Annotated in this window: 15 protein-coding genes; 7 read left to right on the top strand and 8 right to left on the bottom strand. The window is 54.8% G+C overall.

Annotated features, from left to right (window positions below):
* The first annotated feature begins 299 nt into the window (after positions 1–299).
* Positions 300–1,286 carry an ATP-binding protein gene (locus PP263_RS14610; protein WP_308364334.1) on the top strand — a complete coding sequence of 329 codons (987 nt, stop codon included), beginning with the start codon at positions 300–302 and terminating at the stop codon, positions 1,284–1,286.
* A gap of 12 nt (positions 1,287–1,298) precedes the next feature.
* Entirely contained in the window at positions 1,299–3,815 is a 2,517-nt protein-coding gene (locus PP263_RS14605; RefSeq protein WP_308364332.1) for a S8 family peptidase, read from the top strand.
* A gap of 226 nt (positions 3,816–4,041) precedes the next feature.
* On the opposite strand, the gene PP263_RS14600 is transcribed toward PP263_RS14605, so the two are convergent.
* The gene (locus PP263_RS14600) at positions 4,042–4,392 is read right to left on the bottom strand and encodes a GNAT family N-acetyltransferase (RefSeq protein ID WP_308364331.1); all 351 of its coding nucleotides are present in this window, start codon (positions 4,390–4,392) and stop codon (positions 4,042–4,044) included.
* Between the two features lie 224 nt (positions 4,393–4,616).
* Here PP263_RS14600 and PP263_RS14595 point away from each other — a divergent pair, with 224 nt between their 5' ends.
* Together PP263_RS14595 and PP263_RS14590 are read left to right on the top strand one after the other, a co-directional pair.
* Positions 4,617–5,009, top strand: coding sequence for a DTW domain-containing protein (locus PP263_RS14595; RefSeq protein ID WP_374693722.1), 393 nt, complete (start codon positions 4,617–4,619; stop codon positions 5,007–5,009).
* A gap of 236 nt (positions 5,010–5,245) precedes the next feature.
* Positions 5,246–6,151, top strand: a complete 906-nt coding sequence (locus tag PP263_RS14590) for a PhzF family phenazine biosynthesis protein (protein ID WP_308364328.1) — start codon at positions 5,246–5,248, stop codon at positions 6,149–6,151.
* 643 nt (positions 6,152–6,794) lie between these two features.
* Here PP263_RS14590 and PP263_RS14585 read toward each other — a convergent pair.
* The 3 genes from PP263_RS14585 to PP263_RS14575 all read right to left on the bottom strand — a co-directional run bounded on the left by PP263_RS14585 (position 6,795) and on the right by PP263_RS14575 (position 8,287).
* Positions 6,795–7,247 carry a hypothetical protein gene (locus PP263_RS14585; RefSeq protein WP_308364327.1) on the bottom strand — a complete coding sequence of 151 codons (453 nt, stop codon included), beginning with the start codon at positions 7,245–7,247 and terminating at the stop codon, positions 6,795–6,797.
* 147 nt (positions 7,248–7,394) lie between these two features.
* On the bottom strand, positions 7,395–8,075 hold the full coding sequence (gene mtgA, locus PP263_RS14580) for a monofunctional biosynthetic peptidoglycan transglycosylase (protein ID WP_308364326.1): 681 nt from the start codon (positions 8,073–8,075) through the stop codon (positions 7,395–7,397).
* 29 nt (positions 8,076–8,104) lie between these two features.
* Positions 8,105–8,287 carry a hypothetical protein gene (locus PP263_RS14575; RefSeq protein ID WP_308364324.1) on the bottom strand — a complete coding sequence of 61 codons (183 nt, stop codon included), beginning with the start codon at positions 8,285–8,287 and terminating at the stop codon, positions 8,105–8,107.
* A 396-nt stretch (positions 8,288–8,683) separates the two neighbouring features.
* Here PP263_RS14575 and PP263_RS14570 point away from each other — a divergent pair, with 396 nt between their 5' ends.
* Positions 8,684–9,028, top strand: a complete 345-nt coding sequence (locus PP263_RS14570) for a hypothetical protein (protein WP_308364323.1) — start codon at positions 8,684–8,686, stop codon at positions 9,026–9,028.
* Positions 9,018–9,686 (top strand): hypothetical protein, encoded by a 669-nt coding sequence (locus PP263_RS14565; protein ID WP_308364322.1) that lies wholly within the window; start codon positions 9,018–9,020, stop codon positions 9,684–9,686. Before PP263_RS14570 ends, PP263_RS14565 begins: the two co-directional genes overlap by 11 nt.
* Before the next feature lie 107 nt (positions 9,687–9,793).
* Here the strand turns inward: PP263_RS14565 and PP263_RS14560 are convergent, their stop codons facing one another.
* From PP263_RS14560 to PP263_RS14545, 4 genes are all read right to left on the bottom strand, one after another.
* Complete coding sequence (locus PP263_RS14560) at positions 9,794–10,039, bottom strand: hypothetical protein (RefSeq protein ID WP_374693663.1); 246 nt, start codon at positions 10,037–10,039, stop codon at positions 9,794–9,796.
* A gap of 75 nt (positions 10,040–10,114) precedes the next feature.
* Positions 10,115–11,164 carry a PDDEXK nuclease domain-containing protein gene (locus PP263_RS14555; RefSeq protein ID WP_308364321.1) on the bottom strand — a complete coding sequence of 350 codons (1,050 nt, stop codon included), beginning with the start codon at positions 11,162–11,164 and terminating at the stop codon, positions 10,115–10,117.
* Between the two features lie 75 nt (positions 11,165–11,239).
* Entirely contained in the window at positions 11,240–12,715 is a 1,476-nt protein-coding gene (locus PP263_RS14550) for a C13 family peptidase (protein WP_308364320.1), read from the bottom strand.
* 235 nt (positions 12,716–12,950) lie between these two features.
* Positions 12,951–13,280, bottom strand: a complete 330-nt coding sequence (locus tag PP263_RS14545; protein ID WP_308364318.1) for a winged helix-turn-helix domain-containing protein — start codon at positions 13,278–13,280, stop codon at positions 12,951–12,953.
* Positions 13,281–13,519: 239 nt separating this feature from the next.
* On the opposite strand from PP263_RS14545, the gene PP263_RS14540 reads away from it, so the two are divergent.
* Positions 13,520–15,211 (top strand): alkaline phosphatase D family protein, encoded by a 1,692-nt coding sequence (locus tag PP263_RS14540; protein ID WP_308364315.1) that lies wholly within the window; start codon positions 13,520–13,522, stop codon positions 15,209–15,211.
* Positions 15,212–15,500 lie beyond the last annotated feature (289 nt).

The following is a 15,500-nucleotide window of genomic DNA, read 5'->3' as shown; positions in this document are numbered from 1 at the left end:
GTTTGATCTGTGGGAGTTCGATACCGAACGGCATCTGCTCTACGTAGCCTGGACCAAGGCTCGGAACCACCTATTGATCAGTGGAGTTGATCCAATTTCCGAGTTCTTGGACGATTTTGGCGCGTAGCTTTAGCTGCCGGGGATCCATAGCGTGAGTAGGCTTAATCTTGGCTGTACCTGTAGTCTTGTGACCGTGGCGGCCGATTGGTCACCATGGGTGTCAGTATTTGATAGCGCCTCTAAATTTCATTCAGCGGGCAAACCTCGCTATCATTGCACTCCACGGGAGTGAACATACTATGGCTACGGCAGAGCAGATAAAGGCACTATTGAAGAGTCACGCTGATCATGATGACCAGCGATTCTATTCTATTGCCTTGCAGGTGGCAGCAAAGGAGGCTAGACAGGGGCATCATAAACTGGCTCGCGATATAAAATCTCTGATTGAGAAATCCCAGCGCGAAAAGAAGGAAGCGAATCTCTCTTCTGTCAAACCGACTCCATTGGTACAACAGCCCAAAGGTGACCTGAAAGGACTACTTGAACTCACACACCCTTCAGTTAGAAGTGGTGAACTGGTCCTTTCGCCCGAGGTCAAGGACCGGCTCAATCAAGTCTTGCTTGAACAGCGTCAAAAGGATCGACTAGCTAAGTTTGGGCTCCTACCCCGGCGTAAACTTCTGTTTACCGGCCCTCCTGGAACAGGAAAGACGATGTCCGCTGCCGTCTTGGCGACAGAACTGCGACTACCGATGTATACCATCGTATTGGATAACTTGATCACCCGTTTTATGGGCGAAACTGCGGCGAAGCTTAGATTGATCTTTGATCATATCCGCCAGGCTCGTGCCGTTTACTTGTTTGATGAATTTGATGCGATTGGTACACAACGGGGAGCACAGAACGACGTCGGCGAAATCCGCCGAGTATTGAACTCTTTTTTGCTGTTTGTAGAGCAGGATGCGTCGGAAAGCGTAATCGTAGCTGCAACCAATCACCCTGAATTACTTGATAAGGCACTTTATCGTCGGTTCGATGACATCATTCCGTTTGAAAAGCCGGGTGAAGAGCAAGTCAGGAAAATTATTGAAAACCGGCTCAATCTATTTGATACAGAGTCAATGAAATGGTCTGAGATTTCTTCGGCTGCTGTCGGGCTGAGCTCGGCAGAGGTCGCGAGAGCATGTGAAGATGCCGCCAAAGATGCGGTGCTTCACCACGATGCCCAAATTAATACGGCATTGCTGCTAAAAGCGATAAAACGTCGACAATCTGGAAATATATAAGTAGCGGCCCCTATGGCGGAACGGAAACCCCATATTTTATTGAGCGGATTTGTTCAGAACGAAGACTTTCAATCTCGCCGAACGGGGCGTGGTGCACAGGTTCCTCTCCAAAACCGAGCCTCTCACGGTCAAGAATTGACTCAGCAGTATGCCGCGATCCAGAGCGGCTACGACAGCCAGCGAGAGGTAGCCCCTGAACCAATCACTGAAGATATCGGAATTTATGTCGAGATCATCGGCATACCAGATTACCCATTGGCGCTGGATAGCTTGGATGGCCGCGATTTTAAACTCAGGTCTTGCCGAAAAGTTGATGATCGAGATGTGGCTGTCGTCTTTGTTCCGGAAAGCCGCAGAAATGTATTCCAGAAAAAGCTGGATCAATACCTAGATCCACAGAAGGACAGCAAGGGCGGAGAGCCCAGAAACCATAAGTTGATTGACAGCATATCTGAAGTCAGGCTCGCTGATCTCCATTCATTCTGGACCGATGATGTTTCGCTATTTCCGGAAGATGAGCAGCAAGTGGTTTGGTGGGAGCTTTGGCTGAAGAGGCGGCCTGAAGACGAGGATTCTATCGGTATCGCGCATCAGTTGGCGCAACGCATTGAGGCTCGCTTAGGCAATACCTCTCTTAGCTTTTTTGACAGCGTGGTAGTGCTCATCCGGGCATCAGCAAATCAGCTGAAATCTGCCCCGGAATTGATCTCGAACCTGCAAGAATTAAGGCGCGCAAAAGAGACTCCAACTGTACTGGTTGAGTCTTCACCAAAAGAGCAGCAGGAATGGGTGGCTGACCTCAATGAGCGCGTTCAAATCGACGAAAAGGTATCCACGGCGGTAACCATCCTTGATGCTGGGGTTAACTACAATCACCCATTACTGAAGCTGGTTTGCTCTGATGATCAAGCAGCATGTTGGGAACCTGATTGGCCACACTTCGATACTTATGGTGCGCTCGAATTTAATGATCACGGGTCCAGGCTGGCGGGACTTGCGGTATTTGGAGATTTACACTTAGCGGTGGTAAGTAAAGAGACTATCGAGCTAAATCATTGCATCGAGTCTGCCCGAATTCTGCCGCCAACCGGTAATAACGAGCCGGAGCTGTATGGGGATATTACTGTGGGCACAGCCTCAAAGCTGGAAATTGGCGCCCCAGATATCAATCGTATCTTTTCTCTGTCGGTAACCGCAGAGCCTGATTCCCTAGGGGGTCTACCATCCTCCTGGTCCTCGGAGCTAGACCAATTTTCTTCGGGGTTTGAGGATGGAAAGCAGAGATTGTTCGTAATTTCAGCCGGCAATAACCGTTCTATAGCTGCGGCTCTCGACTACTGGGAGCAAGTTCAGTTGGCTGAGATAGAGGACCCGGCACAATCCTGGAATGCATTAACGATAGGCGCTTATACAGAGCTCACTACGAATGATGACCCGAGTTTCGCAGAGTGGTCTCCGCTAGCGGTTGCCGGCGATATAGCGCCCGCTTCACGCTCATCGGTTAATTGGGATTGGAGGAAGTTTGCTCCTTTTAAACCAGAATTGGTCGCAGAGGGTGGAAATCGGCTGCTCTCGCCTGACAAAACTGAAGTTACTGACGCTGACACCGTCTCTTTACTGACGACGTCCGGCCGAAGCAGTGTGCAGTTGTTCGAAGTGTCTGCAGATACAAGTGCAGCCTGTGCTCAGGTATCGGGACATGCCGCTATTTTGATGGCTGAGTATCCAGAGTTTTGGCCGGAATCCATCCGCGCATTACTTGTCCATTCGGCCGAATGGACTCCCAGAATGTGGGAGCGATTCGGGCTGCTGAATAAAAGCCATAGTCCGAAAGTCGCGAAAGAGAGTATGCTGCGAACATTTGGATTTGGTGTGCCCAATCTGGAGCGGGCGCGGTACAGCGCGAATCATATGCTCACACTGATTGCACAAGGTGAATTGCAACCATTTGTAAAAGAGAGCAGTGCGTCGGCTTCAGCGGATCCGAAGCTGAACGAGATGAGGTTGCATGAATTGCCGTGGCCAATCGAGGCGCTACAACAGTTACCTCCTGAGCTCGAAGTACAGTTTCGTGTGACTCTGTCGTATTTTGTAGAGCCGAACCCGGGACGCCGAGGTTATAGAAGCCGGTATACCTACCCATCTCATGGGTTGCGATTCGACGTCATTCGTCCCGGTCAATCGCTTGAAAATTTCCGCGCTTCAATCAACAAAGTAGCAAACGAAACGATGGAGGGTTATACCGGTCCTGAGGGCGACAACGACGGGTGGCGTTTAGGTCCTACATTGCGTTCGCGAGGCTCATTGCATTCTGATACCTGGATTGGCTCCGCAGCGGACCTTGCAGATATGCACACGATTGCCGTTTACCCGGTCGGTGGCTGGTGGAAGTACCGCACGGCACTGGATCGCTGGAAGAATGAGGTGCGTTATAGTCTCGTTGTCAGTATTGATACCCCTGATGAAAGCATCGATATTTATACGACAGTTGAGACTCTAGTGGAGGCTTCAGTAGCAGTGACAGTTTAATGTGCGGTAGATTTGCAGTAACTATGCAGAATACCCATCTACTACATCATTGCTTATTAATGAGAATAATCTGTTGAGACTAGCGTGGCACTGATGAATGCCTGCAATTTATTCGGTTCTGGTTATTGCTGAACTTGATAGCGCATCAACAAAATATCGCGCCCCTGCCTCCGGTAGGTTTGGAACCGATCGACGATTGCCGAGGGCTGCCCATCCGTATCTGCCTCTACAAATCCCAAAGACCGGTAAAATGGCACCAGATGCGAATAGGGAAAGTAAAGGTCCGCTCGTCAAAAGCTTCTGCCATGCTGTTCAGCAGTTGTCGGGCAACACCCTGACCCTGGTAGTCCGGCACAACCGCAACCCCCGCCAGCAATTGACACTCCGCTGACTGCCTCAGGCACCCGCAGGCAATAATCTGCTTCTGCTCGTCCCTGATCACCATACAGGGATCATGCCGCCGCGCTTTGCCGCGGAATTTATGCGTGCGGTAAAATTTGTTGGCCAGGGGTATCTCTGCTTCAGAGAGCCACTGCGCCGAAAAAGAGTGAGCCGGGGAATCCTGATTTTCAGTCATCTATGTCGCGTCAAATCTGCCCAACCTGCCAACGCCCGCTGAAGGTCTGTTACTGCAGCGCACTGGTCCATATCGCCAATCGCATCAGGATGCTGATCATACGGCACCCCCCCTGGAACAGAAGCACCCGTTCAACACCGGGCGCATGGCACCCTGTGCCTGGAGAACAGTGAACTGGTGGTGGCGGAGAGCCTGTCTGAGGCGGAGTTGGCGCGGTTCCTGGTATCCTGTTCGGCCTTGCTCTATCTTTCCTTGAGCTGGCTGCCGGCAGTACCCGAGACCAGAAGCAGCTGGTGGTGATTGACGCTAGTTGGCGCAAGTCCAAGAGAATACTGCGCCTTCACCCGGCGTTGCAGCAGTTGCCCCGGGTCAGCCTTGAGGGAGACCTGCACTCCAACTACCAGATTCGTCACTCCTCTCTCGCCCAACAGTCTGTCGACATTCGAAAGCATTGTGGTGGCCATGGAGAAACTGCAGTGGGGCGGGATTTTCTGGGGATGCTGCAGTCGTTTGCAAAGATGATCAGCTCGACTGGGGCATATTCAGGGGAGTTAAGGCCGTCCGGCCACTGCTTGCCATCGGCCATGGACAGGTCGGTCAGCGGCAGCTGCTTCTAGCCCAGCTTGAAATCTCCACTGTCGCCGTCGTGGCTGATAGGTGCACCATAGTCGGTCTTCTTCCGGGCCCATCAGGGCTTCCAGCGACTTGAGGCCTTCCTGCGCAATGGTGCGTGTGGCCTGGGGCATAGGTGGTATTCCTGTAAATCCGTCGCGCTTATGGCGCAGCTGGTAATTGAAATCCTGCCACAATCGGGCATAGTCGTTACTGAGCAATAAACAGAAGGTGAAGGATCATGGCTCTCGATTACGCACTCCTCAATGTATTTGCCGATGTACCTTTCCAGGGCTCCCAGATTCCGGTGGTGAAGCTGGATGGGGCAACTGTCAGCGATGACGGTAAGATGGCCATCGCCGGTGAGTTCCAGCAGACCCAGACGGTGTTCATCGAGCCGGATAACGCCGCCGCGCCGGTGAGCGTGTTCAGCAGCAGGGGGAGGGAGTTGTTTGGCGCACACACCATTCTGGCCGCTTCCTATGTGGCCCATGAAATGGGGCTGACCAAGGACGAAGGGAGTTTCGCTTCCTTCCTGCTGAAGCAGAATGACCAGCTGATCGAGAGCTTTATCGACAAGGGGGACGGGGCCCCGGGCTCCATCCAGTTTGCCCGCCTGCTCAGCCCCACCATCGACCGCTACACCCCGGAAATTCCCCGCTTGGCGGCGGCTCTGAACATCGATGAAAAGCACATCGCGTTCAGCAAGTACAAGCCCATGGTGGTGAGTGTGGATACGCCGACCCTGATAGTGCCCTTCACCCGCCCGGAACATGTGATGGCGGCCAGCCTGAACCACGGGTACTGGGCGGAGCTGTCCGGCGATGTGTACACCTCTGAGCTGTTCCTGTTTGCACCGGGTTCCATTACCGGTTCTTCCCAATTCCACGGCCGCCTGCTCAACCCGGATATGCCCCGGGGTGCTTTTCCGCCTATTGGTAATGTGATGCCGGAATTTATTGCCTATCTGGCCGAGCAGCCGGATACCGCGGCCGGTACCCACACATTCTCTATCGACCGCGGCAGCAACGATACCCGCAAGAGCATTCTGCATGCGGAATTCGACAAGAAGCCGGGCAAGGAAGTGCGTTGCCGGATCGGCGGCAATGTGATCAAGATAGGGGTGGGTTCGCTGCTGTATCCCTGAGCCGTTCACCAGGTATATGGGCTCCTATGACAGCATGATTGTCGGTCATGCCAGGGCCCAAATGCCTGGGGCTGACCAAACGAGAAGAGCCTCAAGCGGTGCGCGAACCGGAAGTAGCTTCAGCCTTCCCACCAGCGCAGAAACAGCTTTCCGATAGTCTCCTTTGCTGCCGCCGGCCAGAGGCCGGCGCAAACCTGCGGAATACCAGCGGATTATGCCCTCGGCAGATTTGCTGTGGTCTCGCTTCGGTCGGCTCGCGCACTTAGGCCATTATTTCGCGAGTGGTGATTAGTTGACCAGAAAAGTCTATTTGGTCGCAGGTTTAATAATAAAAGCGTTAATTAAGCTCTTGGAGTAGGGGGATCATGGAGCTCGCTTCTTGTGTGTTTCCTCCGAAATTGATCAAATGGATAGGTTGTTGGATGATTGGTTCTCTTGCCGGAATTGTCCAGGCCTGAAGTTTTATTCCATCCTTTGTTCGTAATTCTTCGGAGAAATCTGCAAATTTCCTGTAGTTTAGAAAATCAGGTTTGCTTGGATAGAATACAAGATGGCTTTGGGCCAGATAGAGTGTGCTTATATAAAGAAAGTAGGCTCCTGACAAGGAGCCTACTGTGACCATCGCAATGGTAAGAAGCATTGGTCAGGGACAGTTTATTTGCGTTATATCAATATCTGCCGACTCAACCGGGACGATGCAGATACAAACATCTTTATCGACAACGCCAAGAACGGCGTAACTCCCAGCCTCTATTTCTTCTGCTTCGGGCTTTGGTGCGACTACCTTTAGACTTTTCCCGTTAATTACGGTGCCCTTGTTCTGGACAACGCCTGTAATGACGGTGGGCTCTGGGATATTTGATGCGAAAGACGGTGATTTTTTCAGTCCAAAAAGACCTGAATCCTGGGCCTTAACCTTTTCAACCTTGATAAGAAACCGGTCTTCAATCGCTCGATCAGCCGGCCACTCCCATTTCAATTCTATGTCTGCGGACATTGCACATCCTCCGATAAGTGATAGCGTCAACATGGCGACGAATTTGACTGCTATTGAAGTTTTCTTACTCAACGACAAGATCATATCTATCTCCGCCACGGGCTCCGCCCCCATGTGTCCACTATACAATTTTTGTGTGTTTTGATGTTTGGCTTGCCGAGGGTGAAGTAACCTCAACCTCCCCAATAGCCTTCTGCGGCAGCGAGCGACACCGGGAGGTAGATAAACTTCATGTCGAATCCGCTCTTAGAGATTCTTCAGATAACCGGCGCCACCCAGTTTCCGCACCTGTCTGTGAATGGTCGATGCGCGGCTGCGCACATAACGGGAAGGCGCTTTTACGGACATCCGCTTCGGGCTTGGCAGCACCGCGGCCATAAGCCCCGCCTGCCAATGGCTGATATTTTGCGCGGATGCGCCGAAAAAGCTTCTTGCCGCGGCCTCGGCACCGTAAATCCCCTCCCCGAATTCGGCGATATTCAGGTAGACCTCCAGAATCCGTTCCTTGGGCCAGAGCAATTCCATCAACAGGGTAAACCAGGCTTCCAGCCCTTTGCGCAGGTAGCTGCGGCCGTTCCACAGGAACAGGTTTTTGGCGGTCTGCTGGGTAATGGTACTGGCGCCGCGGGTGCGTTTGCGGTTTTCGCTGATGGCTTTTTTGAGCGCGGCGAAATCGAAACCGTAGTGCTCGGGGAACTTCTGGTCTTCCGCGGCGATAACGGCCATCTGCAGGTTGGGGGAAATCTTCTCCAGCGGGCGCCACTGCTGCTGCGCCCTTTGGCCGCTGTGCTGCTGCCAGAACTGGATCACCGCGGAAGAGGGTGGATCTACCCAGCGCAGCATCAGCACCAGCAGGACTGTTGCAGTCGCGAAGGCAGCGCAGAGCCAGAGGACGAATTTGAAAGGGGTTCTCAGAAATCGGAGCATAGTGGGGTCTGGTTGCCGGTTATCCTGGCCTAAGCAGTGAGATGCCTGCGGGCGCTGGAGGTTCCGGTACCCAATATATCGTGCATTTTTGTTGTCACATAGGCCTGGTCGGGGTGGTTGACGACTTCCGGGTGCAGGTAATCCAGCAGTCTCTGCTTGCGCTTCCCGGTGAGACGACCGGTCTTCAAGTGCGTGACCTGCTGGTCAAGCATGTTCGCCAACGTCTCGGCTTTACAGGCTTGCAGGGCACACAGCCACAGTATCACCGGCCAAAGCTTGTCCTGGTGAGCCTTGGGCGTAAGCGCTGCTTTCCGCTCCTGTAATGCGGATGGAAGGTCACCTGTATCGATATCGAGGTCACTCGAATTTGCGCCCGCTTCACCACCGTCAAGAGCATTCGCACAGAAGCTGCATCGGTTCTCAATAGTTGATGCCATTTCATGAGTGCGATGATAAGTAAAGGCCAACAAGTACCGTGCCAGAGTCAAAAATAAATGGTGCCAGAGTCGAATTTATGGACTTTCTGTTGAGAAATTAATCTGTTTAAATATCTCTCAATGCAACTCACGGGCGTTTCCCGCGCGTGCCATTAAAAAGGAGTCTACTTAATGGAAGTGGTATCTGTATGGCTTATTTACCATAAAGCCTCTCTCGATGAGCTTTCCCCAATGAATGAGGATGGTTCGGAGTACATGGTGGGCACCGGGTTTGTGCCAGCCACAAGTATTAAAGAAGCTGTCTCTCTCTTTGAGAAGTACCTCGAAGGGCAGAAGATGGAAATTCTGGAGCTTACCAAGTGTGCGCAATTCGATCCCGCCAATTTTAGCGAGTCTAACGAAGATGATAGACAAATCATCCGTGCGGCCTCTAGCTCTCTGGAAGATGGGCAGATCCGCTACGTAGGCATTTCCTCTGAAGCAATGGAGTGTGACGAGGGTGAGGATGATGACTAAGCAACCTAAAGGAGCTATGACATTTGCCGAAGGCTTGTATGACTACAAAGTGGATGTAGATATCATCTTTAATAACGGCAAAGAAAAGAAGGATTTTGTACTTAGAACTTGTTTGGATCAGTACAGCGTCTGGAAAGCCAGGTATGCGAAAGGTGCATCTCCCTTCAAGGCCTTTATCAAGGGAGCCATGAGGGAAGCGGCAATCATTGATCGTGAGGTTTGGGTTTTTGGCATTGATGCTACCAACTCTCATGATATTGTTGCTGCTGTGAACATAGGTACAGATTACTTTAAAGTTAGGCCCGATGACATAATCGGTGATGTCTACGTCAAGAACTTAAATGCTGAAAGTGAGCACGATATGCTTCGTCAAGCTCTGGTTAAGGCGAATAAAAGTCTGTATGAGAAGACTTGTAGTGCGATCATGGAAGCAGCGAGACTTCTGGGCTGTTCGAAGCCATTGAATTTCTGGGTCTACAGCAATAGCAAGAACCCTAAAATTAATCAGGAAGCTTTGCATAATGCCTTAAGAGATGGTGGGGCATCTAGCGTTGAGACTGATACGGCTAAGCACAACTACTGGGTAGGTAGTAATGATGGTTTGCAAGAAAGGAAAATTAGGACCAACTTGCATTTGGCTAAGCTGAATATCCAGTAAGTAATGACACCCTCTCAGTAGCTCGCCGGCATTCATTCCCAATAAGCTATAGAGAGGGTGCTGTTAGCTGGATTGGTTAAGATCTTTGCTCCTGTCATCTGCTCGTATCACCGTCCCCACCGCAAAAACTCCGGCCCCACCGCATGCTGCGGCAGCGAATGCGACTCCCCCTCAATCCCCTGTTCTTTTTCCATTTCGGTAACCCGCTCATTGGCGGCGGCGAACCAGGCGGCGGGGTCGGCGGCACTCGTGTCCAGCGCATCGCCATACAGGGCCGCGCTGAACCAAGTGCGCTCGGAGTCGTCCCCGCAACCGAAGGAGGTGCGGTCCGGGGCGGCGGAGGTGAATACCACCCGGTTGGGGTTGGCCTGGGCCTCTTTCCACAGGCCGGGAGCGGTCTGCCTGGCGGCGGTTCTTTTATCTACCGTTTAAGCATCTACCCGGTATTCGCGTACCGCTTCCTCTATTTTCCGCTGTACGAGCGCCCGCTCCCGTTCCAGCTCGCGTTTCAGTTCCTCTTCGCTGGGCAATATGGTCAGGTATTTGGAGGCGAAGAGCTGTTGGCTGTCTTTGAGCACTGAATACTGCGCAACCGTGTGGTTGTGCTCACTGCAAAGGATCAGGCCGATGGTGGGGTTGTCGTCCGAGCCGCGTTTCTGTTCTTCGTAAAGCCGCACGTACATATCCATCTGGCCAACATCCTGGTGCGTAAGCTTGTTCATCTTCAGGTCGATCAGAACGAAGCATTTCAGGTAGTAGTTGTAGAAGACCAGGTCGATATAGTAATCGCCATCCTCGGTGCGGATGCGCTGCTGCCGCTCGACAAACGCGAAGCCCTTGCCCAGTTCCAACAGAAAGCGTTGCAGGTTGCTGATGATGCCCTGCTCGAGATTGCTCTCCTGATAAGGTTGGCTGTCCAGATTCAGGAAATCGAGGATATAGGGGTCACGCAGATAGTCTTTGGGGTCTTCGGCAAGGGGCTCGGTTTTCTCCTGGGCCTCGATCTCCACTGGGACCCTGTCCTTGCTGGAGAGCAGACGTTCGTAGTAGAGCACGCCTATCTGGCGTTCCAGGGCGCGGACACTCCAGCCTTGGTTTGCTGCTTCCTGCATGTACCAGATACGGGCCTCGGGGTTCACCACCCGGGCCAGAATGTTGTAGTGAGACCAGCTCAATTCGAGAGACAGTGTCTCTCGAATTGGGAAGGTCTCATAGAAGCGCCGCATATTGCGCAGATTGGTGACGTCGAACCCCTTGCCGAACCGACCAGTCAGCCGTTCGGATAGAAGTTTGAGTTGTCCCTTGCCGTAGGCCGCGCGCCGCTCACCCTGCTGTTCGTGCTCCAGAATCAGGCGCCCTATGTGCCAGTACGTCTGCACCATGGCCGTGTTTACACTGCGCTGCACCCGGTTGCGGGCTTGCTCGACTATCTGACTGATTTCCTCGAACAGGTCGTCGGGTCGGGGCAGGTTATTCATGTTTCGGTTCCTTCGAGTGGTTGTTTTCCTTGTATTGGTTCGGGTACGAATCGAGATCATTTTGCAGGGGTGGAGTTAATGTTTCCACCACCGCAGGAACTCTTGCCCAACCGCGTGCTGCGGCAGTGAGTGCGATTCCCCCTCAATCCCCTGTTCCTTTTCCATCTCGGTAACCCGCTTGTTGGCGGCGGCGAACCAGGCCGCTGGGTCGCCGACACCCGTATTCAGTGCCTCATCGTACAGCGCCGCGCTGAACCAGGTGCGCTCGGAGTCGTCACTGCAGCCGAAGGAAGTGCGGTCCGGGGCGGCGGAGGTGAATACCACCCGGTTGGGGTTGGCCAGGGCCTCCTTCCACAGACCGGAGTAGCAGGCGGAGATCACTATCCATTGGTGGCGTGCGTTCAGGCCGTCCAGCCATTGCTTGCCGTCCGCCACCGACAGATCGTTCAGCGGCAGCTTCTTCTCGGCGAGCTTGAAGTCTCCATTGTCGTCGCCGTGGCTGACCAGGTGCACCAGCAGCAGGTCTTCTTCCGGGTCCATCAGGGCATCCAGCGCCTTGAGGCTTTCCCGCACGCTGGTGCGGGTGGCGAGAGGAAATTTATCGCCGCCGCCGTTGGAGAGGCGCAGCTGCCGTTGCTTGACATCGAATACGCTGCTCAGCCGTTCCGACACCCAGTCCACTTCCTTGGCAAACACGGGTGAGGTGCCGTCACCGCCAACCACCAGCAGGTATACATCGCGCACGCCCGGCCGCTGCGGGGCCAGTGAGGCGAGTGTCGATTGCAGTCGGTCGGCCTCGGAGTAGAGGCGCGCTTCCACGGCTGCCTTCTGTTGCCTGTGGTTGCCCTGCCAGGCCTGTTTGCTGGGGTAATACTGGCCGGATGCGAAATAGCCCGTTTCCTCCAGCGGTTCGCCCTTGTCATCCTTGCGAATGCGAACACCCTCGCCATTCGCCTCGCCGTACTCGAAGGTGGCCCGGATAACGGTGCCGTCCGGCTGGGTCAGCTCCCCCTCGCCGGCGTAATAGGAGTATTCAAAACCGCCCTGGTAGCGATAGCCCTGTTCGTCCCGATAGCTGCCCTGCACCAGATAGCCGTCTTCAAAGGTGCCTTCGTAGTGGGCGCCCTCGGTGGTCGTCTGGTGTCCCTGGCCGTGAGGCTCCCAGTCCTGGAACTCCCCTTCGTAGGCTCCCCCTTCCTCCCAGGAAACCGATCCTTTCAGCAGCTCTCCCTGCTGGAATTGCCCCTCCCAGGCGGTCTCTCCACATTCATAGCGACCGCTGCCATTGAGATCGCCGTCGAGAAATTCACCCTCGTAGATACAGCCATCGCCGTAATCGAACCGCCCCCGGCCGGTCATCCGGCCCTGCCGGAATTCCCCCTCGTAGAAGCGGCCATCCGGCCAGGTCAGCTTGCCCTGGCCGTGAAACAGGCCATTCTCCAGATCTCCGGCATAGATGGAGCCGTCCGGCAGGGCGGTGCCGCCGGCGAACTGCACCGGCTCGCAGCCGGTGAGGAGTAGCAACAGGGCGGCGAGATAGGTGTGTTTCATGGTCGATTTCATATTCTTAGCGGTGCTTTTCTGGCTATTGGAGGCAGGCTAACAAATTGGTGTCTGTCCCGAATCACTTGGGCTATCTGCCGATTGGACTTCAAACTAAAACGTACCGTTCTGATGAATAGATAGAAACGCAGGAGCCGCCGGATAGCACCACGTCGATCCCGTGATTTTTCAGGGTTTCGCAGCAGGGCCGCCAATTCCAGCCGAGATAACTCGCCGATCGATTTCATAGCGGTTTGCTCTTTTTGCGAGGACGTCGTCGATCGAGGAGCAGGTTTTCTTTTATCTGTTCCGGATACAGATCGAGCGCTTTTTGCAGGAGTGATTTCAACTCAGGGACAAAGGGATTGCGGGGATTGAATTCATAGACCCTCGTGCGGCCGATAGTGCGACTGATCAGCAGGCCATCGCGCTCCATCCTCTCCAGCTGTTTCTGAATGGGGCTGAGGTCAGTTGCGAATGCCCTGGCTATCTCGGCGGCGTAGCCGCCTTCTCTGGCGCAGAGGAATACCAGAACCCTCTCGGCGCTGGTTGAGCCCAATATGGCTTCAAGCACGGTAATCACCAAAACCTTAAAAGTAGGTTTATATACCTATATTTTAAGGTATGTAAACAGGGTTAATGCGGCACAAGGTCTTGTTCCGGGTCCGTCAGAACATCGGCTCAAATTTGCAAAGAGCTGAGAGGGCGACGCTGGCCGTAACCAACTAGCCAGCTTCTCCGTTTCTTAGTACAGCTGTCATATTCTCCCCTTAGCCTGATAGAGTACCCCCAACAACCAGAAAAAAGACAACCGTGAAAAGATTCACCCGACGCGATTTTATCAAGGCCGCCCTGGCCGCCTCCGGCGGCGTGCTGGTATCCACCCCGCTGCAGGCCATGACCAGGCCTGCCTTGCCCTCCGAGGTCACTTTCCAGCACGGCGTCGCCAGCGGCGATCCGCTGCAGGATGCCGTCATCCTCTGGACCCGGGCCACGCCGGCTAAGGGCGGTGAGCCGGTGGGCCCGGTGAAAGTGACCTGGGAGCTGGCCCGGGACAGCCAGTTCACGGATGTTTTGCGTAGGGGCAGCGCGAATACGGATCTCGCCCGGGATTACACCATCAAGATCGACGTGCGCGGGCTGGAGCCGGGCGCCAGCTACTTTTACCGCTTTATCGGCGCCAGTGAACAAAGCCCCGTGGGCCGCACCAGGACCCTGCCCGAGGGCGGGGTGGAGCAGGTGAAACTGGCCGTTTTCTCCTGCTCCAACTATCCCGCCGGCTATTTCAATGCCTACCAGTTGGCGGCGCAGAGAGACGATTGGGACGCGGTGCTGCACCTGGGCGACTACATCTACGAATACCCCGCCGACGGCTATGCCACGGAGCGCTCCGCGGAAATAGGGCGCGCGCTGCCGGAAGACAACGGCGGCGAACTATTGACCCTGACGGATTACCGCAAGCGCTACGCCCTCTACCGCACCGATGCCGGCCTGCAGGCGCTGCATGCGGCCGCGCCCTTTATCGCCGTGTGGGACGATCACGAGATCACCAACGATACCTGGACAGGCGGTGCGGAAAACCACAATGAGGGCGAGGGCGATTTCTTCGCCCGCCGCGCCGCCGCGGTGCAGGCCTATTATGAGTGGCTGCCGATCCGCCCGCCGCGGGGGGAGAGAAATCCGCAGATCTACCGCAGCTTCCGCTTCGGCGATCTGCTGGACCTGCACATGCTGGACACTCGCGTCATCGGCCGCGACCAACAGGTAGACTTCGCGGCCTACATCGGCGAAGACGGCGCCCTCGACGGCCAGTCCTTCGCCGCGGCGCTGGCGGACCCGGCGCGTTCCCTCCTCGGCCGGAAGCAGCTCTCCTGGCTGGAGAAAACCCTGGAAAAATCCGATGGCCACTGGCAGCTGCTGGGCCAGCAGGTGCTGATGGGCAGAATGCACCTGCCGGCGGAGATCATGACCAATTACGCCACCGGCGGAAAGGAAAATCCCACCGCCGAACTGGTGGCGTTGAAAGCGGCCAGCTTGCGGGGCGAGCCGTTGAGCGACGCCCAGCGCGCTCGGCTGGAACAGCTTGTGCCCTACAACCTCGACGCCTGGGACGGCTATGCCGTGGAGCGCGAGGCGCTGTACCGGCGCGTTACCGAGCTGAACAAAAACCTGGTGGTGGTGGCGGGGGATACCCACAACGCCTGGTACAGCCACCTGAAAGACGTCAGTGGGCGCATGGTGGGGCTGGAATTCGCCACGCCCAGTGTCACTTCACCGGGGATGGAAAGTTATCTCAAGCTGGACGACAAGTCCGCCCAGGAACTGGCTCAGGGTATGTCGCTGCTGATCGACGACCTGCAGTACTGCAACCTGCACCAGCGCGGTTATATGGCGCTGACTTTCAGCAAGGCACAGGTGCAAGCGGAGTGGAAATTCATCGATAACATCGACAGCACCGAATTTGCCGAGGCCGGCAGCCACAGCGTAGTGCACAGCCTGGCCTGATCCGGGCTCTCTGAATCAAGCCCATTCGTCGCTCCGGCGTAGGCCGGAGCCCAGGTGCCACCAAGCTGGATTCCGGTACCGGATCAAGCCCGGCACAGGCTCTACGCCGGAATGACGAATGTACGCTGTAGGAGCCAGTTTGTAGGATGGGCACACTGCGCTTTGCCCATCCTACACAACAAATGCCAGCGCCCGGGTTGGTGGGAATCTTAAGAAGGGTGACTCGCCGAATATCGCGAATCCGCTCCAGAGGATTAGCTTCGCCCTGCGGGCTTGCTGCTCTCCGCTA

Source organism: Microbulbifer sp. TB1203, from assembly GCF_030997045.1.
Classification (GTDB): Bacteria; Pseudomonadota; Gammaproteobacteria; order Pseudomonadales; family Cellvibrionaceae; genus Microbulbifer.
This window is presented reverse-complemented; position numbering and strand designations above follow the sequence as displayed.

Coding starts and splice junctions, on each gene's coding strand:
- PP263_RS14610 (WP_308364334.1), top strand. CDS start 300: ATGGCTACGGCAGAGCAGATAAAGGCACTATTGAAGAGTCACGCTGAT.
- PP263_RS14605 (WP_308364332.1), top strand. CDS start 1,299: ATGGCGGAACGGAAACCCCATATTTTATTGAGCGGATTTGTTCAGAAC.
- PP263_RS14600 (WP_308364331.1), bottom strand. CDS start 4,392: ATGACTGAAAATCAGGATTCCCCGGCTCACTCTTTTTCGGCGCAGTGG.
- PP263_RS14590 (WP_308364328.1), top strand. CDS start 5,246: ATGGCTCTCGATTACGCACTCCTCAATGTATTTGCCGATGTACCTTTC.
- mtgA (WP_308364326.1), bottom strand. CDS start 8,075: ATGCTCCGATTTCTGAGAACCCCTTTCAAATTCGTCCTCTGGCTCTGC.
- PP263_RS14575 (WP_308364324.1), bottom strand. CDS start 8,287: ATGCTTGACCAGCAGGTCACGCACTTGAAGACCGGTCGTCTCACCGGG.
- PP263_RS14570 (WP_308364323.1), top strand. CDS start 8,684: ATGGAAGTGGTATCTGTATGGCTTATTTACCATAAAGCCTCTCTCGAT.
- PP263_RS14565 (WP_308364322.1), top strand. CDS start 9,018: ATGATGACTAAGCAACCTAAAGGAGCTATGACATTTGCCGAAGGCTTG.
- PP263_RS14555 (WP_308364321.1), bottom strand. CDS start 11,164: ATGAATAACCTGCCCCGACCCGACGACCTGTTCGAGGAAATCAGTCAG.
- PP263_RS14550 (WP_308364320.1), bottom strand. CDS start 12,715: ATGAAACACACCTATCTCGCCGCCCTGTTGCTACTCCTCACCGGCTGC.